The sequence below is a fragment of the Oxalobacteraceae sp. CFBP 8761 genome (assembly GCA_014841595.1).
Taxonomy (GTDB): Bacteria; Pseudomonadota; Gammaproteobacteria; order Burkholderiales; family Burkholderiaceae_D; genus Telluria.
This window is the reverse complement of record JACYUE010000002.1, coordinates 572,149-595,583: the sequence shown is the minus strand read 5'-3', so window position 1 is coordinate 595,583 and position 23,435 is coordinate 572,149. Positions and strand designations below refer to the sequence as shown.

Here is a 23,435-nt window from a genome sequence, read left to right as displayed (position 1 = left end):
AAACTCCTAGGTCAGATTGAGCGCAGTGAGCGCCATGTCGATCAGCTTGATGCCGGCGAACGGCAGCAGCAGGCCACCAAGGCCGTAGATCAGCATGTTCCGGCGCAGCAGGGCCGCCGCGCCAATGGCGCGATAACGCACGCCGCGCAGCGCCAGCGGGATCAGCACCACGATGATCAGGGCATTGAAGATCACGGCCGACATGATGGCCGACGATGGACTGGTCAGCCCCATCACATCCAGCGCCTTCAGCTCGGGATAGGTGGCGACGAACATGGCCGGCACGATCGCGAAGTACTTGGCGATGTCGTTCGAGATCGAGAACGTCGTCAGCGCGCCGCGCGTCATCAGCATCTGTTTGCCGATTTCGACGATCTCGAGCAGCTTGGTCGGATTCGAATCCAGGTCGACCATATTGCCGGCCTCCTTGGCCGCCTGCGTGCCCGAATTCATGGCCACCGCGACATCGGCCTGGGCCAGCGCCGGTGCGTCGTTGGTGCCGTCGCCCGTCATCGCCACCAGCTTGCCTTCGCTCTGGTACCTGCGGATCAGCGCGAGCTTTTCTTCCGGCGTCGCTTCGGCAATGAAGTCATCGACCCCCGCTTCGGCCGCAATCGCCGCCGCCGTGAGCTTGTTGTCGCCAGTGACCATCACGGTCTTGACGCCCATGCGGCGCAGTTCGGCGAAGCGCTCACGGATGCCGCCCTTGACGACGTCCTTGAGTTCGACCACGCCCATCACGCGGCTGCCATCGGCCACCACGAGCGGCGTGCTGCCACGGCGCGACGCTTCGTCGACGCTGCGTTCCACGTCGCTGGGCCAGACCGCGCCGAGCGACTCCATGTGACGCCGGAGCGCCGAGGCGGCGCCCTTGCGCAACTGCCGCTCACCCAGGTCCACGCCACTCATGCGCGTCTGGGCCGTGAACGGCACGAACACCGCGCCAAGCGACTCCATTGCCCGTTCGCGCAGATTGAAGCGGTTCTTGGCCAGCACCACGATGCTGCGGCCTTCCGGCGTTTCGTCGGCCAGCGACGCCAGTTGCGCCACGTCGGCCAGTTCTTCTTCGGTCACGCCGGGCGCCGGCAGGAAGGCAGCGGCCTGGCGGTTGCCGAACGTGATGGTGCCGGTCTTGTCCATCAGGAGCACGTCGACGTCGCCGGCCGCTTCCACCGCGCGGCCCGACGTGGCAATCACGTTGGCCTGCAACATGCGGCTCATGCCAGCCACGCCGATGGCCGACAGCAGGCCGCCGATCGTCGTCGGGATCAGGCACACCAGCAGCGCCACCAGTGCGGTGAGCGTCACCGGCGAACCACTGCCGGACGCCTGCACGGCAAACAGCGAGAACGGCAGCAGCGTCACGGTCACGACCAGGAACACGATCGTCAGCGCCACGAGCAGGATGGTCAGCGCGATCTCGTTCGGGGTCTTCTTGCGCGACGCGCCTTCGACCATGCCGATCATCCGGTCCAGGAACGTCTCGCCGGGATTGGCGCTCACCTGCACCACCAGCCAGTCCGACAGCACGCGGGTGCCGCCGGTAACCGAGCCGAAGTCGCCGCCCGACTCGCGGATCACGGGCGCCGATTCGCCGGTGATGGCGCTTTCGTCGACCGAGGCCACGCCGTCGACCACTTCACCGTCCACGGGAATCACGTCGCCAGCTTCGACCAAAAAGAACATGCCCTTGCGCAGATCGCCCGACGGGCAGGCCTGCCATGGCTCGCCATGCTTGGGCGCCTCGAGCTTTTTCGCCGTCACTGTCTGGCGCAGATTGCGCAGCGATGCCGCCTGCGCCTTGCTGCGGCCTTCGGCCAGCGCTTCGGCGAAGTTCGCAAACAGCACCGTGAACCACAGCCAGACAGCAGTGGCCAGGATGAAGCCGGCGCTTGTTTCGCCGTGGCCGGCCAGCGCCTGGAACCACAGCAGCGTGGTGATGATGCTGCCGATGTAGACGACGAACATCACTGGGCTGCGCAGCTGCGTGCGCGGATGGAGCTTCTTGAGCGCGTCAAGCACCGCCGGCCAGACCAGCGCCCCATCGAACAGGTTCAGCGACTTGCGCGGCGCCTGCACCGGGGTTGCTTCAGTTGGGTTGGTCACTGATTGATCCATTGTCATTCTCCGAACAATTGCAGGTGTTCGACCACAGGACCGAGCGCCAGCGCCGGGACGTAGTTGAGAACACCGACCAGCACGACGATCGCGGCCAGCATGGCGACGAACATCAGGCCATGGGTGGGCAAGGTGCCGGGTGTGGTGGGCAGGCGCTGGCGGCCGGCCAGGGAGCCGGCAATGGCCAGCACCGGTACGATCACGGCAAAGCGGCCGAACCACATGGCCACGGCCAGCAGCGTGTTGTAGAACGGTGTATTGGCCGACAAGCCTGCAAACGCGCTGCCGTTGTTGTTGGCGGCGGACGTGAGCGCATACAGGATTTCGGAGAAGCCGTGCGCGCCCGGATTGGCCACGCCGGCCGCCCCAAGACCGGTCGTGACGGCCAGCGCGGTGCCCAGCAGGACCAGGCACGGCGTGACCAGGATGACGACGGCGACCATCTTCATCTCGAACGCACCGATCTTCTTGCCCAGGTATTCCGGCGTGCGGCCGATCATCAGGCCGGCGATGAACACCGTCAGGATCGCGAACACCAGCATGCCGTACAGGCCCGAGCCGACACCGCCGAAGATCACTTCACCGAACTGCATCATCACCATCGGCACCATGCCGCCCAGCGGCGTGAACGAATCGTGCATGGCGTTGACGGCGCCGCACGATGCGGCCGTGGTCACGACGGCGAACAGGCTCGATGCGGCGATGCCGAAGCGGGTCTCCTTGCCTTCCATATTGCCGCCCGACTGCAGGCTGCTTGCCACCTGGTCGATGCCCATCGGCGCCAGCAGCGGATTGGCTTGCTGCTCGGCGGAGAACGCCCCGATGGCCGCAATCACGAAGATCAGCGTCATCGTGCCCAACACGGCCCAGCCCTGGCGGGTGTCGCCCACCATGCGGCCGAACGCGAAGCACAGCGCGGCCGGGATCAGGAAGATGGCGATCATCTGCGCAAAGTTCGACAGTGCGGTCGGGTTCTCAAACGGGTGCGCCGAGTTGGCGTTGAAGTAGCCACCGCCATTCGTGCCCAGCATCTTGATGGCTTCCTGCGAAGCGACGGGACCCATTGGAATGACCTGCGTGTCGGCACGTGTCTCGACTGCCGCCTGGCCATCGCTGGCCGGCTGCGTGTACGTGACCGGCTCGATCATCTGCGCTTCGGCGTGCGGCGCCAGGCTCTGCACCACGCCCTGCCCCGCCAGAAACACGGCCAGGATCACGGATAGCGGCAGCAGCACATACAGCGTCGAGCGCGTGACGTCGACCCAGAAATTGCCGATCGCGCCGGCCGAACGGGCAGCAAAGCCGCGGATCAGCGCGAACGCGACGGCGATGCCGGTGGCGGCCGAAAAGAAGTTCTGACCGGCCAGGCCGACCATCTGGGTCAGTATGCTCATCGTCTGCTCGCCGCTGTAGCCTTGCCAGTTGGTGTTGGCGACAAAGCTGACGGCGGTGTTGAAACTCGAATCGGGGCTCACGCCCGCCATGCCTTCCGGGTTGAGCGGGAGCCAGCCTTGCAGGCGCTGCAGGCCATAGACAAAGATCACGCCCACCGCATTGAACGCGATCAGCGCCAGCGCATAGGCTTTCCAGGTCTGGGCGGCGCCGGCAGCGGGACCCGCGGCGCGCAGCAGCACGCGCTCGATGCCGCCGACCCAGCCCAGGCCGGGCACGGCGCCCGGTTGGATGTCGGCGGCGCCGATGCGCGCCAGCAGCGCGCCCAGTGGCCAGGCCAGCGCCAGCAGCACGACCAGAAACAGCGCGAGCAGCGGCAGAAACTGCGTCATCAGTTCAGTGGTGGCCATCACATGTCCTCCGGTTTGAACAGGGCGATCAGGAGATAGACCAGGAGCGCGCAGGCGGCCAGGCCGCCGATCACGTAGGAGAGATTCATTGCTTGCCTCCGAGGAGTCCGCAACCGCTCACCAGCAGGCAAGTCAGGCGGACAAAGACGAGGAGCGCGCCGATATAGATGAGATCCATGGACGTTCGCTTTCAGCGAGGTTGTTATTCTGGTGGTTGGATTCAGAAGGTGCGGCTGAGGCTCAGCTGCAGCGCGTCGCGGCCCGTGAACTTGCCGTTTCTTGGCGAGGCGTACGCGCTCTTGCTGGCGTTGGTACCGACATACGCGACGGCGACCGTGGCCAACGCGAAGCTGCGCGAGGCGCCGATCTTCCAGTCGGTGTAATCGGCTGCCGGGTTGTTGTCCACGCGCTGGCGGCCCGCGTGCAGCTGCACCGTGATGCCATGGCCGGCGTCGAGATTGGCGCCGATGTCGAGATAGCCGCTGCCTTCGCTGTCGACGAAGCCGAACAGGTTCGTGGTGGCGTGCGAATACTTGATGTAGGCAGGGCCGTAACCCAGTTGCGCATACACCTCGGTGGTGTTGGCGTTGACGAAACCGGCGACCTGGCCCAGGCCATTGTCCGGATACAGATAGCGCAGCACGCCGACGTCGTACGTCAGACCCGAGGACAGGCCGACCGCGATCTCGCCGCGCTTGCCCGCGTACAGGTCGATCTCCACGTCGCCGTCGCCCCCGGCGTCCTTCGCGAACTTGACGGTAGAGCCCCAGGCGCCGGCGTACCAGCCAGCGGCGTGGACGTAATCAAGACCGCCCTGCACTGCCGGTTGCAGGCGCGTCTGCGAAATGCCGCGGTAGCGGTAGTCCGATGTGATCGCGGCGTTGAAGGTGACGGGGGATGCGGCTGCGGAAGGTTCGGCCAGCGCGACGGTGTCGGTGACCTGGCCCTGGGCCGCGCCACTGATGGCCAGCATGGCGGCTGCCGCCAGGGCGGAGCGCCGTGCTTGAATCGATGCGTTCATGGTGTCTGCTCGTGGTTGTGTTGGAACCCAGGCGGCGCACGATAGCGCCGCATGGAACACGAGCAGGTTAGCGATTCAGGCGTAAAAACCGGGTATAAAGCTTGGCCCCCGGTGTATACGTGATGTAAACGTCGGCCTTAACGCACCGGCTGCGCGCGCAGCCAGTCCATGTACTTCGCCACGCCGGTGGCCGCGTCGGTGAACGGTTCGTTGTAGCCGGCTGCGCGCAGTGCCGAGATGTCGGCCTGCGTGAAGCTCTGGTACTTGCCCTTCAATTTGTCCGGGAATGGCAGGTATTCGAGCAGCCCCTGGTCGACGATCTCCTGCAGCGTCAAGGCCGGCTTGCCTTCATTGGCCAATGCGTTGGCGGTGGCCACCGCCAGGTCGTTGAACGGCTGCGCGCGGCCGGTGCCCAGGTTGAAGATGCCGCGCTGTTCGGGATGGTCCAGGAAGAACAGGTTGACCTTGACGACATCATCGATGTAGACGAAGTCGCGCATCTGGGCGCCGGCTTCATAGCCGTCGTTGGCGCCGAACAGGCGCACCTTGCCGTCCTTCAGGAACTGGTGGTACTGGTGGAACGGCACCGACGCCATCGTGCCCTTGTGCCCTTCCAGCGGGCCATAGACGTTGAAGTAGCGCAGGCCAACGACCTGGCTGCCCGCATCCTTGCCCTTGGTGGCCCAGTAGCGGCGCAGGTACTGGTCGAACAGGAATTTCGAATAGCCGTACACGTTCAGTGGCCGCTCGAGCGGCCGCTCTTCGCGAAACACGGTGCCGGCGCCATACACGGCGGCTGACGACGCGTAGATGAACGGGATGTCCTGGCGCTGGCAGAATTCGAACAACGCGACCGTGTAGTCGTAGTTATTCTTCATCATGTAGCGGCCATCGGTCTCCATCGTGTTCGAGCACGCGCCCTGGTGCAGCACGGCGGTGAACTTGTTGTCGAATTCACCGGCCTTCAGGCGCACCAGGAAGTCTTCCTTGTCGGCGTAGTCCGCAATCTCGGCGTCGACGATGTTATGAAATTTTTCGGGCCGCGACATATTGTCGACGGCGAACACGCTGAACGGCTGGCGCGCTGACAGTGCATGCACGAGGTTCGCGCCAATAAAACCTGCGGCGCCGGTAACCAGAATCATGATGGGGTCCTCTGTTAAATCGTTTGGCTTGCCCGCATCACGCGGCGGCAAGCATGGATTGCAAGGGCTGCCAGACAGCCTGCGGCAGGATCTGCTTCATGCAGTTCTGGTGGCCCAGCGGGCATTCGCGCTGCTGGCACGGCGAGCATTCGATGTGCAGCCACAGGATCTGCGCCAGCTGCGACAGCGGCGGCGTGTGGCGCGGATCGGTCGGGCCATAGATGGCCACCACGGGCCGCCCCAGCGCCGCGCCGATGTGCATCAGGCCCGAGTCGTTCGTGACCACGGCGGCAGCGCGCGAGATCAGCGCGATGGCTTCGGCCAGCGAAGTCGACCCGGCCAGGTTATGCGCCTGCGGCGCGATCGCCGTGATCTCGTCGCAGACCGCGCGGTCTTTCGGTGAGCCGAGCAGCAGGATCTGTACATCCGGGCGATGCGCCAGGATCGTTTGCGCAAGCTCGGCAAAGTACGCGGACGGCCAGCGCTTGGCGGGGCCGAATTCGGCGCCCGGCGCAAACACGACGTGCGCGCCGCCCGGCAGCTGCAGGCGCGCGAGCGCGGCCTGCGCTTCTGCTGGCGCCACGGTCATCACCGGTTCGGGCAGACGCTCTGGCCGCGCCAGATCGCGCACCGGGGCGTCGGCCAGTGCCTGATAGAACTGAGCCATCGGCCGCGGCGCGGTCTTGTCGTCGTGGTGCATGACATTGACCAGGCCATAGCGCATCTCGCCCTTGTAGCCCACCCGGCGCGGGATGCCGGCCAGCCACGGGATCAGGGCGAACTTGAGCGTGTTGGGCAAGACGTATGAGTCGGCATAGCCGCGCGCCTTGAGCATTTTTGCGAACGCCTTGCGCTCTTTCCACTGCAGCGCGCCATGCTTGAACGGCGACTCGAGCACCGTGTCGACTTCGCGCATCGCGCGCCAGACCGGGGCCACCCAGGTGGGCGCGACGACATCGATCGGCCGGTCGGGATGACGCTCCCGCAGCCGGCGCAGCAAGGGCTGGGCCATGACGGCGTCGCCGATCCAGTTGGGGGAAATCACAAGGGTGCGCTGCATGGTGTTCATCAATCTTGGGCGAAGGGCACAGGCCGCGATTATAGCAATCGTGCGCGATGTGGCGTGCCGCCCGGCCAGATGGACAAATTGACCAATCGTCGTTCGCGGCGCGCTGCCAGGACTATAATTTGCCGATGCACAGGCTTCGCACAACTCGCGCGCTATTTGGCTGGACCGTCCTCGTGGCGTTCCTGTTCGGCCTGTTCACGCCCGTACTGTCGCATGCGATGGCCCTGGCCACCGCCCAGCCGCCCAGCACTTACCTGAGCGAGATTTGCAGCGCCAGCGGCACCCGCCACGTCCTGGTCGTGGACGATGCGGGCCAGACGACGGCGCCACCGGTGCCCGACATGTCGCACTGTGACCTGTGCTGTTCGCACCAGCACGCCGCCATGGCGCCGCCGCCCTACGCCGGCGCACTGCTGGTGGCAAGCCTCGAGCGCGATCCCTACCCGCCCCTGTTCTATCAGGCGCCACGTCCGCAATTCGCCTGGACAGCTGCGCAATCGCGCGGGCCGCCCCCCTCCCTTTCCTGATCCGTCCTCACCCTTGATTCCGGCGCTGCATCTTCATGCAGCACCGGTGGACCATGCGCGGCACGCCATCGCCGTTCGTCGCGCGCACAGGAAATGCAATGACCCCATGTCTTCACACCCGGCCGCGCACGATCGCGCTCGCCCTGGGCTTTACCTTCGTCGTCCCGTGGCAGGTGCACGCCCAGACCATCCCCACCGTCGAGATCACGGCCGACGCACCGCGCGCCGGCAGCCTGCTCAACCTCGACACGCCGCTCGATACCGCCAGCCGCCTTGGCTTGAGCGCACGTGAAACCCCGGCCACGGTCACGGTTGTCGACCGCGCCCTGATCGACGTGCGGGGCGCCCAGGACACGCAGGAAATCCTGCGCGCGATCCCCGGCGTGACCGCCCACAATGCGCCGGGCAATATTGGCGTGAGCTACCGGGGCTTCGGCAGCGGCTCGATCAGCCAGCTGTTCAACGGCATCAACGTCCAGTACACCATCGCCGCGCGCCCCGTCGACAGCTGGATCATCGACCGGGTCGAAGCCATCGGCGGGCCGTCGAGCTTTCTGTATGGCTCGGGCGCCGTCGGCGGCTCGATCAACTACATCACCAAACTGGCCGAGGCGCGCGAGTTTTCAGAAGCCCAGGCACGGCTTGGCGCGCATGGCTTGAAAGAAGCATCGGTCGGCCTGAATCGCCAGCTGAGCGATGGCCAGTATGCGCGCATCGACATCAACCACCGCGACACCGGCAACCCGATCGACGGCGTCGACAGCCGCTCGACCCAGCTCGCGGCGTCCCTGCTGTCACAGTTCGGGCGCGGCGTGACGCACACGCTGGCCTATGAATTCCAGCAGGAAGACGTGGACCGGCCCTACTGGGGCACGCCGCTGGCCAATCCGATCGCGGGCCAGGCGCGCATTCTCGAGGCTACGCGCTTCAAGAACTACAACAGCGCGGACGGCGTGTACGACCAGCGCGTGCACTGGCTGCGCTCGATCGGCAAGTGGCAGGTCAGCGATGCGCTGCAGTTCACGAACACGCTGTATCTGTACGATGCGCTGCGCGACTACCGCAATGTCGAGACCTACCGCTTCAACCCGTCCAACACGGCCGTGGTCCGCTCGGCCGCCCTGCTCCAGCGCCACGACCAGCGCATGGTGGGCGACCGCCTCGACGGCGTCTACAAGAGCCGCATCGGCGCACGCCGCAGCGACTGGGCCTTTGGCCTGGACGTCAGCGTCAACAAGCAGACGCGCTTTCCGAACAGTCTGCCCGCCACGGTCAGCACAGTCGACCCGTACGACTTCGTCACCGAGCGCTTCTTCGCGGTGCCGGGCATGAGCCCGGGCTTCCGCCCCGACCGCGACAACAAGGTCACGACCACGGCCCTGTATATCGAGAACCGCACGGCGCTGGTGCCCACCCTGAACCTGGTGACCGCGCTGCGCCACGAGCACATTGAACTCGACCTGACCAACCGCCGCGAGGTGACCAGCGCCAGCCCGGCCAGCTTCGCGCGCAGCTACACGCCGACGACGGGCCGCCTTGGCCTGGTATGGGACGTCACGCCCGACATGAACCTGTATGTGCAAACTGCGACGGCGGCCGATCCGCCGTCCGGCGTGCTGTCGACCGCCTCGTTCGCGGACGTGCGCAATAACAGCGAGTTGACCACCGGGCGCCAGTATGAGGTGGGCAGCAAGCTGGGATTCTGGGATGGCAAGGGCACGGCGACGCTGGCCGCGTACCACATCACGCGCAAGAACATCGCGACGCAGGACCCGAACAACAGCGCCCTGACCCTGCTCGTGGGCGAGCAGACGTCGCAAGGCGTCGAACTGGCCATCGGCCTGCAGCCGACGCGCCGCCTTGGCCTGCAGGGCAATGTCACGTACGTGGATGCCGAATACCAGAACTACCGCCAGGGCAACGTGTCGCTGGCCGGGAAAACGCCGGTCAACACGCCGGCAACCGTGGCCAACCTGTGGCTGTCGTACGCCATCACGCCAGTGCTGCAGACGAACGTCGGCGTGCGCCGGGTCGGCAAGGTGTATGCGGATGCGGCCAACACGCTGTACTGGCCGGCCTATACGTTCGTCGACCTTGGCCTGGCCTACCAGATTAACCGCGACGTCACGCTGGTCGGGCGCGTGCGCAATCTGACCGACCGGATCTACGCCGCCAACGTGAACAGCACGATGGCGTACCTGGGCGCGGCGCGCACGGCGGACGTGTCGCTGCGCGTGGCGTTCTGACGGGGAGTCGGGCATGAAAGCACAACTCAAACGCTGGCTGTTCCTGACCCACCGCTGGCTGGGCATCGGTGGCTGCGTGCTGTTTGCGATGTGGTTCGCATCGGGCATCGTCATGATGTACGTCGGTTACCCGAAGCTGACCGATGCCGAACGGCTGGCGCATCTGCCGGCGCTGTCGCAGAACGCCCCGCCGCTGGCACCAGACGTGGCACTGGCCAGGGCCGGCGTCACCGGGTCGCTGGACGGGTTACGCCTGGCGGCGTCCAGTGGCGGACGCGCCGTGTACGTGGCGACGCCGATCGCCAGCGGCAAGACCGGCGCCATCGTCATCGACGCCATCAGCGGCGCGCGCGTGGAATCGGTGAACGCGGCCGATGCGCTGGCCAGCGCTGGCGCCTGGGCCGGCCCCGGCGTGAACGTGCTTTACCGGGACGTCATCGACGAAGACGCCTTCACCCATTCGCGCGGGCTCGATGCGCAGCGCCCGCTGCACCGGGTCGAGGTGAATGATGCCGATCGCACGCTGCTGTACGTGTCCGGGAAAACCGGCGAAGTCGTGCGCGACGCAACGCGTAGCGAACAGTTGTGGAATTACGCCGGTGCCTGGATCCACTGGCTGTATCCGTTTCGCGGCAATGTGTTCCAGCCTTACTGGACCAGTATCGTCAATTACCTGGCCATCGCCGGTATCGCGGCCGCGCTGTCGGGCACCGTGGCCGGCATCCTGCGCTGGCGCTTTCGCACGCCGTACCGCAGCGGCGCACGCACGCCGTATCCGGGCGCGATGATGCGCTGGCACCACGTGACGGGCTTGCTGTTTGCGCTGGTGACGATCGCGTGGATCTTCAGCGGCCTGATGTCGATGAACCCGTGGCACATCTTCGATACCGGCGCGCCCAAGCTGCGCATCGAAGCGATGCAGGGCGGGCCCTTGACGCTGACGGGCCGTGACGCCGCGCCGCCGGCGCTGCTGGCCGCCAGCACCGGCGCCGTGCGCGAGTTGCGCTGGGTGCGCGTGCTGGGCCAGAACCGCGTGCTGGCGTACCACGCAGGCGGCGCGCCGCAGGTATTGGACAGCCACACGGCGCGACCGGTGACGCTCGACACGGCGGCGCTGTGGGCTGCAGCCACGCACCTGGTCGATGCACCCGTCGCACGGGTCGAGCAACTGGCTGCGTATGACCTGTATTACTACGCACGCGATGCGCACACGATGATGGGCGGCGCCGACAAGCCGCTACCGGCATTCCGTCTCGTGTTCGACGATCCGCACGCGACCTGGGTGCATCTCGACCCGCATACGGGTGCGGTGCTGGGCCACATCGACAGCGGCAAGCGCACCAGCCGCTGGCTGTTCGCGATGCTGCATTCGTGGGACTGGCTGCCGTTGCTGGAACGGCGGCCGCTGTGGGACATCGTGCTGGTCGTGCTGAGCGTCGGTGGTCTGCTGCTCAGCGTGACGGGTGTGGTGATCGGGTGGCGCCGGCTTGGCAAGAAGCTGCGCCCGGCAGGGGTCAACCCGCCGCGTGCCGCCGTGCCTGCGCCGAGTCCGGCGCCGGTAACCGGTCGACATGGTTGATCTTCACGAGGCGCACGAACGAGAGGATGCGGATGACGAGCCAGCCCGCATCGAACTCCCACCACTTCATCGACAGCTTGGCCGACGCCGGGTTGGCGTGGTGGTTGTTGTGCAGTTCGGCGCCACCGAAGATGATCCCGATCGGGAAGAAGTTACGTGACGCTTCCTTCGTCTCGAAGTTACGGTAGCCCACCACGTGGAAGATCCCGTTGATGAAGCCCGAGGCCCAGAATGGCAGGATCGAAAACTGGAACAGCCAGATCAAGAAGCCGTTGGTCACGCCAAACGCCAGCATTTCCAGCGCCAGGAACAGGAACGCGCCGCGGAAGCGGTGCTTCGTGTACAGGTGCGCGTCCATCCAGTCTTCCTTGATGCCCACGCCGTAGGCCTTGATCAGGTCCGCGTTGCGGGCGGCCTTCCGGTACAGCAGCGTGCCCTTGGTCAGGATGGTCCAGAGGCCGTGGATCTGCGGGCTGTGCGGGTCGTCGACCGTGTCGCACTTGGCGTGGTGCTTGCGGTGCACCGCCACCCAGGCCTTGGCGGTCACGCCGTAGGTCGTCAGCCAGATCCACAGGCGAAACAGCTGGCACAGCATCGGGTGGAACGTGATCGCGCGGTGGCTGCGCGAACGGTGCAGATACAGTTCGCTGGCAAACACGGTCATGATGTACGACCCGGCCATGGTGAGCGCGACGCCCGTTGGGGTGAGCTGGATGAATCCTTCGAACACGTTGTTTCTCCTGTTGTACACGGTCTGTGGACGTAACGACGTCCTGACAATGCGACAAGAGTAACGTGCGACTACCGGTTTCTAACGATTGAGAAGAGCGGTATTTCGGGGCCTGTTTGCATGACAAATGCGAACCCTTCTACCGCGCGTCAGCCGATCATGCCAAGCGCCCTGACCTGCTTCACCCACTGCGGGTATTCGTTCATCAACAGGTCGTACAGCGCGGCGTCGGGATGCTCGTCGGGCGAGGCCACCGAGAAGAAATCCGCGTTATCGACAAGGCGGCCATTGAGCTCGTCGAGTTTTTCGAGGAACGGGAAATCCGAGTCGGCGAAGCTGGCCAGCGCTTTCGCTTTGGACTTGCGCCCTTTGCCGATGCCCATGAACTGCCAGAAGATCGGCTCGCGGCTGGCCCAGCGCAGCTGGCGTTCGGTCAGCGGCTTGTCGGACGTCGAGCCGTCGGTAACGAACATCACGTACACCGGCACCGCGGCCTTGGCGACGGCACGGCGTTCGCCACCACACGCATCCGGGAAGTAGTGGCGGCGCACGGCTTCGATCGCGGCGCCGTAGCGGGTATCACCTTCGAGCGGGTGGCGCGTGATGATGCCCTTGATGTAGTTCGGCCAGTTCGACAGATCCATCGCCTCGCCCTGATGGACGTTGCGGCCAAACAGGAACACGTCGATCTCGCCGTCGTCATCGAAACGGCAGCCCAGCGCCAGAATGCGCTCGGCGAATTTCTGCACCAGACCCTTGCTGTACAAGGCGCTCATCGAACCGGAGATGTCGAGCACCAGGCAGACCTTGGCACGATGCTGCGCGAGGCCCGCTTTTTCGAGCGACACGGCAGCCGACTTGACCAGATTGACCAGCTGCGGTGCGGCCTGGGCCACGCGCTTTTCGAGGTCGACCGATGAAGGCGCCGGGGGCGCCGCCTCCGCCACTGCGCCGCCAAAGTGGCGCACCAGCGCATCCAGGCCGCCGTTGAAGCCCTGCCCCACGGCCATGAAACGCCAGCCGCCATCCTTGCGATACAGCTCGCCCAGCATGACAGCGCGCTCGCCGGCAAAGTCGCTGCCGCTGAACGTGAAACGCGCGAACTCGCCTTGCGGCCCAACGAGACGCAAATAACCGGTCTGCAGTTGCGCCATCGTCGCTGCGCCCTCGGTGCTGGCGACGATGCTGACGCGCTCGACCCAACCAGGTAGCCGCACGAGCTGGAAACTGAAGCCCGCAGCATCCTGGCCGACCGCATCCAGCGCCACGCCGCCGCAGGGGGTCGCAGGCTGGTTGAAGAAGGTCATGTAGCGTTCGTCCGCCAGCTTGCCGGCGGCGTCCAGCGCAAAGCACGCGACATCGAGCACCAGGCCCTGGGCCGACACGCCCGCCTGCAGGACGCCCTCTGGCGCCACCGTGGACAGGGGCAGGCGCTGGCCCCGGGAGAGTGCTTGCATGATCGTGTCCCTGTCAAAAACGGTCGTTCAACTTGTCGTCAAAGCGGATCGGCGATGCGCGTGACCAGCACCGACGCGATACGGCGTTCCAGCACTTCTTCGACTTCCATGCGCAAGCCTTCAATCTCGATGCCGTCGCCCACCAGCGGCAAGGTACCGAAGCGCTCGAGCATCAGGCCGGCGAGCGACGTGTAGTCGTCGGTGTCGCCCACCAGCGCGTCCACCTCGAGCACCTGTTCCAGGTAGTGAAGATCGGCCGTGCCATCCACGCGCCAGCGCCCGCCGCCCAGGTCCTGCACCACGGGCTGCTCGTCTTCGTCCGGGAATTCGCCGGCGATGGCTTCGAGGATGTCAATTGGCGTGACCAGACCCTGCAAGGTACCGTATTCGTCGGCGATGATGACCAGCTGGCCGTGCGAGCGCTTCAGGCGATCCATCACCTTGAGCACGCCGCTGGCATCGGGCAGGATGATCGGCACGCGGATATGGTTCGCATCGATCGCGCCCGACAGCGCCAGGTCGGCGATCAGGTCTTTCGCGCGCGCGACGCCGATCACTTCATCGAGCTCGCCCCGGCAGACCGGGAAGAAGCCGTGCGGCGTGGCCAGGAGCTGGGCGCGGATCGTATCGGCATCGTCTTCGATATTGATCCACGAGATGTCCGAGCGGTTGGTCATGATCGAACGCACCGAGCGCTGTGACAGGCTCAGTACACCGCTGACCATATTGCGCTCTTCGAGCTCGAAGGTCGGCTCGTCGGGCTTTTGCTTCTGCTGCTTGCTCGTCACCGGGGCCGGCTCGTCGCCCGGCTCGATCCCGCGCGTGCTGCCCAACAGGCGCAGCACCGCATCGGCCGTGCGATCGCGCAGCGGGATGTGCGCATCCTGCTTGACGAAGTTGCGGCGCGCCAGCTGATTGAGCAGTTCGATGACGACCGAGAAGCCGATCGCCGCGTACAGGTAACCCTTCGGAATATGGAAGCCCAGGCCTTCGGCGATCAGCGACAGGCCGATCATCAGCAGGAAGCTCAGGCACAGCACGACGACGGTCGGATGCGCGTTGACAAAGCGCGTGAGCGGCTTGGAGGCAAACAGCATGACGCCCATCGAAATGACGACAGCGGCCATCATGACGCCCAGCTCGTCGACCATGCCGACCGCAGTGATCACGGCGTCGAGCGAGAACACGGCGTCGAGCACGATGATCTGCGCGACGACGGCCGCGAAGCTGGCGTAGGCGCGCTTGCCGGTGGCGACATGCAGCTTGCCTTCGACGCGCTCGTGCAGCTCCATCGTGGCCTTGGCCAGCAGGAAGAAGCCGCCCACCAGCAAAATCAGGTCGCGCCCGGAGAACGTCAGCGGGCCGAGGGCAATCAGGGGTGCGGTGAGTTTGACCAGCCAGGCGATGACGGTCAGCAGGCCAAGGCGCATGATCATGGCGAGCGACAGGCCGACAAGGCGGGCTTTGTCACGCTGGTGCGGGGGGAGTTTGTCCGCCAGGATGGCGATGAAGATCAGGTTGTCGATGCCAAGGACAATCTCGAGCACGACAAGGGTGAACAAGCCGACCCAGATATTTGGGTCAAAAAGCCATTCCATTAGGTGTGTTTGGTAGTGATTGGCTCGTCATTGTACGCGATCACGCCGTCAATCAACCATATCCCGGGGGCCGCCGTTGTATTGGCGTCGCCGTTCAAAATGACCGTTCGGCGGCCGGTTTGACCGTCGGTGCTGGCAGCAGTGGCTCGATCAACTGGCGTCTCAAAGTGGGCGCGAGCGGCGTGTCCGTGCCCACTTCGGCCGGCCAGTGGCGCGGCAGGTAGTGGCTGCCGAACAGGCGGTCCAGGAATGGCAACGTGGACGCATAGTTGCGGTTGATGTGCTCGTGCCGGCTGTGGTGCCAGTGATGAAAGGCCGGCGTCGTGACGAGCCATTCAAGCGGGCCGAAGCGCCAGCGCAGGTTGGCGTGGATGAAGAAGCCCCACAACGTGCCCAGCACGATCAATGCGGCGGGCGCGGCGCTACCGGCCACCGTCGGGCTGGCCAGGCCCAGCAGATACAGCGGCACGATGCCGAACAGGCGCGTGATGACCATGTCGACCGGATGGCTGCGGGTATTGGCCAAAAAATGCATGCGTTCAGTGCTGTGGTGCAGCGCATGAAAACGCCACAACCACGGCAGCTCATGGCTGAGCCGGTGGCCCCAATAGAAGCCCGTTTCGGCAATCACAAAGGCAAGCACCATGCGCACCGCGAGGGGCAAGCCGGCGATGGCGGTGGTCAAGGCGTCCGGTACCAACCAGGCGGCCAGCATGGCCAGCAGCGCGATCGGCGCGCTCAGCAGCACGATGGGCACCAGGCTGCTGAGGAAGTAATACGCGAGGTTATGGCGCAACTCGCCGTTCGGGCCGTCGTGGCGCACGCCGAACCAGCGCTCCAGAGGCACGAACAGGGCCGTGAGCAGGATCAGCCAGACGCACAGGCGCAGTACGGTGGCGGCGAATTCGGCGGGGGAAACGTTCATGGCAAATGCAGCGTGCGAAATGAGGATCAACCAACAGCAAGCCGGTAGCGGGAAGTGCCTTTGTGGGCAAGCGCGACGCTACCGGGCCTGCAAAATCACACCCGTGCGTTGCGGCGGCGGCGTGCGTTGAAGGCTAGCAGGCCCAGGCCACCGATCATGAGCATCCACGTTGCCGGCTCCGGCACTTCTGCATTCAACGCAACATTATCTAGCAGCATGAATGGTGGAGCGCCTGGTGCGGTGCCCCGGGCCAGGAACGACAGCATTTCGCTGGCGCTGGTCGCGGTAAAGGCCATCGTGGCCGTTTTCCATCCACTAAATGCATTGTCGGCAATGCTCAAAGGCACGGTGCTGGCGGTGGCACTACCGAAGCCTACTTCCCAGAAGTTGTCGTAGTTGGCGCCATAGAAACCGACCTGCTGCGCCAGCGCGTAATCAAACGTCAGCAAGTAGCTGGTGCCGATCGTCAAGCCACTGATCAGTTGAGACAGCATGCCCGGATGGTATTGCGAATCCGACGCAAAGAAATTGCCGCCGGTTGGCGATGCAGTGTAGCCATTGCCCTTCCCTTCGAGCCACAGCGCTGAGCGCGGGGTGTTCGCGATCGTACTATCCAATACGAAGTTATATCCGCCGCCCTTGCCGCCGTTTTCGCTGCTGGTCCAGCCGGTCAGCGTCGTGCGGTCGGATTCAAGATGCGTACCGTTGACCTTCTTGTTACCCCCTTTGGAGGTCAACTCGAAGTCGCCGTTCTTGACCAGAATCGGGCTGCCGTGGGCGATCCCTGCGCTGAACGTGATGAATGCTGACAGGAACAGCAGGACTGACTTGATGCGCATGGGACGGACTCCGTGGAATATCGACATTGGTGACAGATAGCGGCATTTTCCTGGGATCGACATGGCCCGGACAATGAAACTTTTATGGATGATGATCAATTTTTATTGCCTGTAAATATTCTAGCAGGTTCTCAATATGCAAGATCAATATTTATATTGCAATCTTGTTGCTATTATGCATTTTTGAATGGGTTTTTTCCGAAGCACCTGGCGAACCGCAGTGACAGGACACCCACGCTGGACGAATTGCATAAAACAATGGACGAACAGCATGCAGCGAAAACAACAGACAGGTAGGAAGGCGCCGCCGGATGGCAGGCATGCCCTGCCGGTCTGCTACATGAAGTTGTTCAGCGGTTCGTGAAATCACGCACTGACTTAGTACTCTCTGGCCGCGCATCCTGCAGTTTTGAGGAGACACCCCATGTCAGATAATCTTTCGAACAAAGGCAACCCGGACCGCAACCTGATCAGTCTCACCGAGGCTCATGAGGTCCGTTATTGGACTGAAGCCCTGGGCATCAGCAAGGAAGAGCTGGAGCGTGTGGTTGGCCAGGTGGGCAACAGTGCGGCCAAGGTGCGCGAGCACTTGAAGAAGTAATGCAGCGCTTTTTGGAGCAGGACAACACGCCGGTCTGGTTCATTACCGGCTGTTCGACTGGCCTGGGCCGGGCGTTGGCTGAACTGATCGTTCAGCGCGGTTGGCGCGTGGTCGTCACCGCGCGCGACAAGCACGCCATTGCAGACATCAAACGCAGCGCACCGGACCGCGTACTCGCACTGTCTCTCGATGTCACGCGTCCGGCAGCTGTCGATGCAGCCGTTGCTGCGACGCGCGACCAATTCGGCCGCATCGACGTCCTGGTCAACAACGCGGGGTACGGCTACCAGAGCACCGTCGAAGAAGGTGAAGAAGCGGAAATTCGTGCGCAATTCGACACGAACGTCTTCGGCCTGTTTGCCATGACGCGGGCGGTCCTTCCGCTGATGCGCGAGCAGCGCAAGGGCAACATCCTCAACATCACCTCGGTCGCTGGCCTCATCGGTTATCCGGGGTCCGGCTACTACGCCGCATCCAAGCATGCGGTCGAGGGCTGGTCGGACGCGCTGCGCGCCGAAGTACTTCCGCTGGGAATCGGCGTGACCTGCGTCGAGCCTGGGCCATTTCGCACGGATTGGGCGGGCCGCTCCTTGCGCCAGACAGCAAGTGGAATCGCCGATTACGCTGATACGGCGGGAAAACGCCTGGCCGGGACGAAAGAAACGAGTGGCGCGCAGGCCGGCGACCCGGTCAGGGCCGCGCAGGCCATGGTCACGATTGCGAATGGCGCCGACGCGCCACGGCATCTCGTGCTCGGCGCCTGGGGTTTCACTGCCGTTGTTGAGCGCCTGGAGGAACGCGTTCGCGACATCTCGATGCAACGTGATCTGAGTTTGTCTGCCGACTTTGATGACGAGGCATGACCCTTTTAATTGACGAGCAATTTGTTGATGTCTCGTTCTGGAGAATTTAATGAAACCCTATGTTATTTGCCACATGATGTCATCCATCGACGGGCACGCACTGACCGATGGTTGGGATCGGCCATTCAAGAACGCTGCGGGCGAGCTGTACGAAAAGCTCGCCGCGACGTTTGATTTTGATGGCTGGATTTGTGGCCGCACGACCATGGAAGAAATCGCGCATGGTGAAGGGTATCCGAAAGGGTTGGCAAAGGAGCCGATTCCACGTACGCCCTATTTTGCCAAGCGTGATGCGAAGACCTATGCCATTGCCATCGATGGTCATGGCAAGGTTGCCTGGAAGAGTAATGAAGCACTCGGCTCCCACGTGGTCGCGGTTCTGACGGAGGCCGTGTCGGACGACTATCTGGCCTATCTGCAGTCGATCGAGGTGTCGTATTTTTTCGCGGGCAAAACCGATATCGATCTGGCGCAGGTCGTGCAGACCCTGGCCGATGAGCTGGGCACGAAGCGACTGATCGTCGAAGGCGGGCCGCACGTCAGCGGCTCGTTCGTCAATGCCGGCCTGGTCGATGAAGTCAGCGTGTTGATACTGCCGCTGATCGACGGGCGTGGCCATCATCCTGCGTCGTTTGAAATTGCCGAAGAATCCTGGAAGCAGCCGAGTTACCTGAAACTCGAATCGGCAGAGGTACAGGACGGTGGCGGCGTGTGGCTGCGCTACAAGCGATCATGATGCGTTCGGCGCGCGGTGATCATTGATCAACGCGCGCGAGCGTTGGGTCCACGGTCTGTCTGGATGGATTGAGGGCCTGAGACCATCAGGGCCGGCCAGGGATCATGTGCTTCGCTTGCGAAGTCGCTTGCCCAGAGAGATCCCTGGCTTCTCGACATAGTGGTATGCCATGCCAGACAGGGCCAGAGTGATCAGCGCCAGCACCGCAACAAACATCCAGTATATTGGCACCGACATATCAGCCGCGACATCTTTGCCGACAACAAAATTTATCGCCGTAAATAGCACGATGCCGTGGATTAAATAGATGCCGTAAGCGAGTTCGCCGAGCCTGTGAGATGTCGGCAACGAGAGCAGGCCGAACATATTTGCACCGCCGGCAATCACGCAGAAGGCGGTGATCAGCGCGATACACGGCGCAAGCTGCAGCAGATTGTCGAATTGAAGGGCTGCAGCAAAGCAAAGCAGCACCAATACCGATGCCACCTTTTTTTCACAGAATCGCGTAAATCTTGGATCACGCACCAGATACGCTGCCAGGATGCCACCTACAAATACGGCTGCGAATCGACTATTCAATCCGATCCGCCAGCCGATGATGAGTGCTGCGACCGAAACCAGCAGCAAGAGCCAACCTGGACGTTGCCCTACAGCCAGCGAAATCAATGGCAGGGCCAGATAGAAACACCACTCGTAGCGGAGCGACCACGTCACGCCAGCCATGATGATCCAGGAATCGGTATGGCCGTTGAGTGGCGCTGCGGTAGGAATCGTGAACAACAACCACTTCGCGACGGCGAGGAAAATCGCTTGCAGGCTGTCGACGACGCGCCAGTCTGACAGGTACGTAGCCGGGGTCACGTAGCCGGGGTCAGGTCTGACATTCGGACACAAGCTCTAAAAACGTAGCCGGGGTCAGGTCTGACATTCGGACACAAGCTCTAAAAACGTAGCCGGGGTCAGGTCTGACATTCGGACACATAGCCGGGGTCAGGTCTGACATTCGGACACAAGCTCTGCCTTAAGGGCGAATATGCCGCACTACAGTTCAGGCCGTGTCCGTTTGTCAGACCTGACCCCGGCTTGTGTTGGTAGAGATGGGGGTAGGCAGAATTGAAAAAGCCCCTTCACAGGGGCTTTTCAGTATTTTTGGCGGAGAGAGGGGGATTCGAACCCCCGGTAGGCTATGAACCTACACACGCTTTCCAGGCGTGCGACTTAAACCACTCATCCATCTCTCCTGATGGTCGACGTGTGCGTTCCACGAAGCCGCTCATTATAACAACAATTCCTGGTAGTACAAGACCGACCTGACAACGGTCGGGCGAGGCCCTTCCCCCCAACCACCCACGAATGGTATCGTTCCCGGCTGGCCTGCCCATCCGGCACGCTACCCGCAACGGATACGTCGTGAAACGCACATCACTATATCTCATCATCTTTGCCGTGGCCGCTGCTGGCGCCGGCGCCGGCTCCTGGCTCGTGAACCGCACTCCCACCGAGGCGCCAGAAACAAAGCCTACCCCCGCAACCGCCACCAGCACGCAAGACGCCAGCGCCATCGCAACCGAGCTGCGCGCCATGCTCGACGCCTACCGCAAGATCATCGTGCTCACCCACGACGAGGCCACCCTGCCCGCCGCCGAGCGTGCCCAGGCGAACCGCATCGGCCAGCAGCTGTTCCACGAAAACCAGGAACGCATCGGTCGCGTCGAGACGGCGCTGGCCACCCTGATCGCGTCGAACAACCCGCGCCGCTTCGACGCCATCAGCACCCTGCTCGACTACATCGAGTCGGGCAACGGCCTGTACGACGCCGACCGCCTGGCGTTTCGCGAAACCCTGCGCAGCCTGCAGGCGCAGATCGCCAGCGATTCGTCGCTCGCCGCGATCAAGCTGCACAAGCGGATCTCGGAAGACCTCGACGCGCTGGCCGAGATCGAGCGTAATTACGAGAAGGAGATCCGCGCGATCTTCGGGCGCTACGATACCCGCGCGATCGAGCTGAAACGCGAGAAGTGGGACAGCTACATCGCCTACCTGAAAAAGCTCTACACGCGCGAACGCATCCTGAAGGAATACGGCGTCGTGCTGCCCTACCCCGCTGCGCCCGAGCCGGAACCGGCTGCCCCCGAGCCGGCCGCGCCAGCGCAGGCCGGGCGCGAAGGCGCTGAAATCTTCGGCAAGTCGCTTCCGAAAAAGACCGTACTGCTGACCTTCGACGATGGCCCGCACCGCCGCTACAGCGAAGAAATCGCCGCGATCCTCAAGCAGTACAACGCGCCGGCGATCTTCTTCAACGTCGGGCGTAACCTGGGCGCGCTCGATGCGCAGGGTGCGGCCAAGCTGAGCGCCAATGCCCAGGTGAGCCGCAAGCTCAAGGACGCCGGTTACGTGCTGGCCAATCACAGCCTCACGCATGCGCAGCTATCGAAGCAGACGGGCGCGAAACTAAAATCCGAAATCCTCGATACCGACACACTGCTCAAGGCGGTCGATCCGCAACGCTCGTCGCTGTTTCGCTTTCCGTACGGCGCGCGCAATCGCGAAGGCATGCAATTGCTAGCCGATGCGCAGCTCACATCGATGATGTGGAATATCGATTCGCTCGACTGGGCTGATCCGGTCCCGTCGTCGATCGCCGACCGCGTGCTGCGCAGCGTCGAGAAGGAAGGCCGCGGCATCATCCTGTTCCACGATATCCACGAGCGCACCGTCAAAGCGCTGCCGATGATTCTCGAACGCCTGGCCGCCGAGGGGTATCAATTTGCCGGCTGGGATGGCGCGACGCTGAAGGTCGACAACAAGGCAGCGCCGGCGCCGGCGCCGCGCGCGGCGGCCACTGGCTACGCCAATTCGTGGGCAATCCTGGTGGGCATCGATAATTATCCGAAGTGGCCGCGCCTGGAATATGCGGTGCGCGATGCCGAGGGCGTCGAGCGGCTGCTGGTGCAAAAAATCGGCTTTGCGCAGGAGCGCGTGATCACGCTAAAGAATGAACAGGCCACGCGCCAGGGCATCCTGGCCGCGTTCCACGATCGCCTGGCCCACGGCGGCTTGCAGCCGAACGACCGCGTGTTCGTGTTCTTTGCCGGGCACGGCGCCACGCGCAAGCTCAGTTCGGGGCGCGATCTCGGCTACATCGTGCCGTTCGACGCCGACCCGAACAACCTGGCCACCGATGCGATCCCGATGACCGAAATCCAGAACATCGCCGAGAGCCTGCCGGCCAAGCACGCGCTGTTCGTGATGGACGCCTGCTACAGCGGCCTTGGCCTGACACGCGGCGCGGCCAATGCGTCGTTCTTGCGCGACAACGCGCGTCGCATGGGCCGGCAGATGCTGACGGCCGGCGGCACCGACCAGCTGGTGGCCGATGGCGGGCCAAATGGCCACTCGGTCTTTACCTGGACCCTGATGCAGGGGCTGGGCGGCAAGGGTGACCTGAATGGCGACGGCCTCATCACGGCCACCGAGCTGGCGGCATATGTGGCGCCAGCGGTGTCGAGCGTGTCGCAGCAGACGCCCGCCTTTGGCAGCTTGCCGGGGTCGGAAGGCGGCGACTTCGTGTTCGAGCTGCCCGAAGAAACGGAGTTCCTCACCGCTGGCACGGCGCAGCTGTCAAATGATGCGATCGCGCTCAACACGCGGCTCGATGCGCAGGCGTCGAAGGCAACGGGCACCGTGGTGGTCAAGGACCTGCAAGGCGGCGAAACGCGGCTCAAGGCGCCGGCGGCGGTGCCGGTGTCAAGCCGTCAGCAGGCGCAGCGGGCCAACGATCTGGGGCTGCAGCTGTATCGGGAGAAGCAGTATGCGCAGGCCGAGGCGCAGTTTACCGAGGCGCTCAAGCTGCGGCCGGATTTTGCGCTGGCGGCGAACAATCTGGGCTTCGTGTTTTACAAGCAGGATCGTTTTGCCGAGGCCGCGCGCTGGTTTGAAAATACCGTCAAGATCGATCCGTCGCGGGCAATTGCGTATCGCAATTTAGGTGATGCGTATGTGAGGTCGAAGCAGCCGCAGAAAGCAAAGGCGGCGTTCACCACGTATCTCGAATTGGCGCCGACCGGTGCGGGTGCGACGTATGCGAAAGAGCAGTTGCAGCGATTGTGATGGGGCGGCGGACCAGTGGCCCGCGCCCTAAAAAAAACGTCATTCCCGCGGAGGCGGGAATCCAAGCAT

Annotated in this window: 19 protein-coding genes and 1 tRNA gene; 7 read left to right on the top strand and 13 right to left on the bottom strand. The window is 63.8% G+C overall.

What is annotated here, in order from left to right; translation table 11 throughout:
* Positions 1 to 6: 6 nt before the first annotated feature.
* The 6 genes from kdpB to waaF form a co-directional block, all read right to left on the bottom strand.
* Complete coding sequence (gene kdpB / locus IFU00_15005; GenBank protein MBD8543590.1) at positions 7 to 2,118, bottom strand: potassium-transporting ATPase subunit KdpB; 2,112 nt, start codon at positions 2,116 to 2,118, stop codon at positions 7 to 9.
* Positions 2,119 to 2,120: 2 nt separating this feature from the next.
* Positions 2,121 to 3,905, bottom strand: a complete 1,785-nt coding sequence (gene kdpA / locus IFU00_15000; GenBank protein ID MBD8543589.1) for a potassium-transporting ATPase subunit KdpA — start codon at positions 3,903 to 3,905, stop codon at positions 2,121 to 2,123.
* Between the two features lie 14 nt (positions 3,906 to 3,919).
* Complete coding sequence (locus tag IFU00_14995; protein MBD8543588.1) at positions 3,920 to 4,009, bottom strand: potassium-transporting ATPase subunit F; 90 nt, start codon at positions 4,007 to 4,009, stop codon at positions 3,920 to 3,922.
* 131 nt (positions 4,010 to 4,140) lie between these two features.
* Positions 4,141 to 4,893 carry a hypothetical protein gene (locus IFU00_14990; GenBank protein ID MBD8543587.1) on the bottom strand — a complete coding sequence of 251 codons (753 nt, stop codon included), beginning with the start codon at positions 4,891 to 4,893 and terminating at the stop codon, positions 4,141 to 4,143.
* 185 nt (positions 4,894 to 5,078) lie between these two features.
* Positions 5,079 to 6,089 carry an ADP-glyceromanno-heptose 6-epimerase gene (gene rfaD, locus IFU00_14985; protein MBD8543586.1) on the bottom strand — a complete coding sequence of 337 codons (1,011 nt, stop codon included), beginning with the start codon at positions 6,087 to 6,089 and terminating at the stop codon, positions 5,079 to 5,081.
* Positions 6,090 to 6,123: 34 nt separating this feature from the next.
* Complete coding sequence (gene waaF, locus IFU00_14980; GenBank protein MBD8543585.1) at positions 6,124 to 7,146, bottom strand: lipopolysaccharide heptosyltransferase II; 1,023 nt, start codon at positions 7,144 to 7,146, stop codon at positions 6,124 to 6,126.
* A 134-nt stretch (positions 7,147 to 7,280) separates the two neighbouring features.
* Here waaF and IFU00_14975 point away from each other — a divergent pair, with 134 nt between their 5' ends.
* The 3 genes from IFU00_14975 (at position 7,281) to IFU00_14965 (ending at position 11,507) form a co-directional block, all read left to right on the top strand.
* Positions 7,281 to 7,682: a DUF2946 domain-containing protein gene (locus IFU00_14975; protein MBD8543584.1), complete on the top strand. Its 402-nt coding sequence runs from the start codon at positions 7,281 to 7,283 to the stop codon at positions 7,680 to 7,682.
* A gap of 98 nt (positions 7,683 to 7,780) precedes the next feature.
* Positions 7,781 to 9,928, top strand: a complete 2,148-nt coding sequence (locus tag IFU00_14970; protein MBD8543583.1) for a TonB-dependent receptor — start codon at positions 7,781 to 7,783, stop codon at positions 9,926 to 9,928.
* A gap of 13 nt (positions 9,929 to 9,941) precedes the next feature.
* Positions 9,942 to 11,507, top strand: a complete 1,566-nt coding sequence (locus IFU00_14965; protein MBD8543582.1) for a PepSY domain-containing protein — start codon at positions 9,942 to 9,944, stop codon at positions 11,505 to 11,507.
* Here the strand turns inward: IFU00_14965 and IFU00_14960 are convergent.
* The 5 genes from IFU00_14960 to IFU00_14940 form a co-directional block, all read right to left on the bottom strand.
* Positions 11,443 to 12,237 carry a fatty acid desaturase gene (locus IFU00_14960; protein MBD8543581.1) on the bottom strand — a complete coding sequence of 265 codons (795 nt, stop codon included), beginning with the start codon at positions 12,235 to 12,237 and terminating at the stop codon, positions 11,443 to 11,445. The genes IFU00_14965 and IFU00_14960 overlap by 65 nt on opposite strands.
* Positions 12,238 to 12,386: 149 nt before the next feature.
* Positions 12,387 to 13,694, bottom strand: coding sequence for a VWA domain-containing protein (locus IFU00_14955; protein MBD8543580.1), 1,308 nt, complete (start codon positions 13,692 to 13,694; stop codon positions 12,387 to 12,389).
* Positions 13,695 to 13,732: 38 nt separating this feature from the next.
* On the bottom strand, positions 13,733 to 15,292 hold the full coding sequence (locus IFU00_14950; GenBank protein MBD8543579.1) for a TerC family protein: 1,560 nt from the start codon (positions 15,290 to 15,292) through the stop codon (positions 13,733 to 13,735).
* 94 nt (positions 15,293 to 15,386) lie between these two features.
* On the bottom strand, positions 15,387 to 16,217 hold the full coding sequence (locus tag IFU00_14945) for a sterol desaturase family protein (GenBank protein MBD8543578.1): 831 nt from the start codon (positions 16,215 to 16,217) through the stop codon (positions 15,387 to 15,389).
* 95 nt (positions 16,218 to 16,312) lie between these two features.
* Complete coding sequence (locus tag IFU00_14940) at positions 16,313 to 17,155, bottom strand: PEPxxWA-CTERM sorting domain-containing protein (GenBank protein ID MBD8543577.1); 843 nt, start codon at positions 17,153 to 17,155, stop codon at positions 16,313 to 16,315.
* 325 nt (positions 17,156 to 17,480) lie between these two features.
* Between IFU00_14940 and IFU00_14935 the strand changes: the two genes are divergently transcribed.
* From IFU00_14935 to IFU00_14925, 3 genes are read left to right on the top strand one after another with little or no spacing between them, the layout of a single operon-like run.
* The gene (locus IFU00_14935) at positions 17,481 to 17,657 is read left to right on the top strand and encodes a DUF3606 domain-containing protein (protein ID MBD8543576.1); all 177 of its coding nucleotides are present in this window, start codon (positions 17,481 to 17,483) and stop codon (positions 17,655 to 17,657) included.
* Entirely contained in the window at positions 17,657 to 18,520 is an 864-nt protein-coding gene (locus IFU00_14930; protein MBD8543575.1) for an SDR family NAD(P)-dependent oxidoreductase, read from the top strand. Before IFU00_14935 ends, IFU00_14930 begins: the two co-directional genes overlap by 1 nt.
* 49 nt (positions 18,521 to 18,569) lie before the next feature.
* On the top strand, positions 18,570 to 19,256 hold the full coding sequence (locus IFU00_14925; GenBank protein ID MBD8543574.1) for a dihydrofolate reductase family protein: 687 nt from the start codon (positions 18,570 to 18,572) through the stop codon (positions 19,254 to 19,256).
* Between the two features lie 102 nt (positions 19,257 to 19,358).
* On the opposite strand, the gene IFU00_14920 is transcribed toward IFU00_14925, so the two are convergent.
* Together IFU00_14920 and IFU00_14915 are read right to left on the bottom strand one after the other, a co-directional pair.
* The gene (locus IFU00_14920; protein MBD8543573.1) at positions 19,359 to 20,117 is read right to left on the bottom strand and encodes an acyltransferase; all 759 of its coding nucleotides are present in this window, start codon (positions 20,115 to 20,117) and stop codon (positions 19,359 to 19,361) included.
* Positions 20,118 to 20,406: 289 nt separating this feature from the next.
* Positions 20,407 to 20,497, bottom strand: a tRNA-Ser gene (locus IFU00_14915).
* Between the two features lie 112 nt (positions 20,498 to 20,609).
* Between IFU00_14915 and IFU00_14910 the strand changes: the two genes are divergently transcribed.
* Complete coding sequence (locus IFU00_14910; GenBank protein MBD8543572.1) at positions 20,610 to 23,366, top strand: polysaccharide deacetylase family protein; 2,757 nt, start codon at positions 20,610 to 20,612, stop codon at positions 23,364 to 23,366.
* The last annotated feature ends 69 nt before the right edge of the window (positions 23,367 to 23,435 follow it).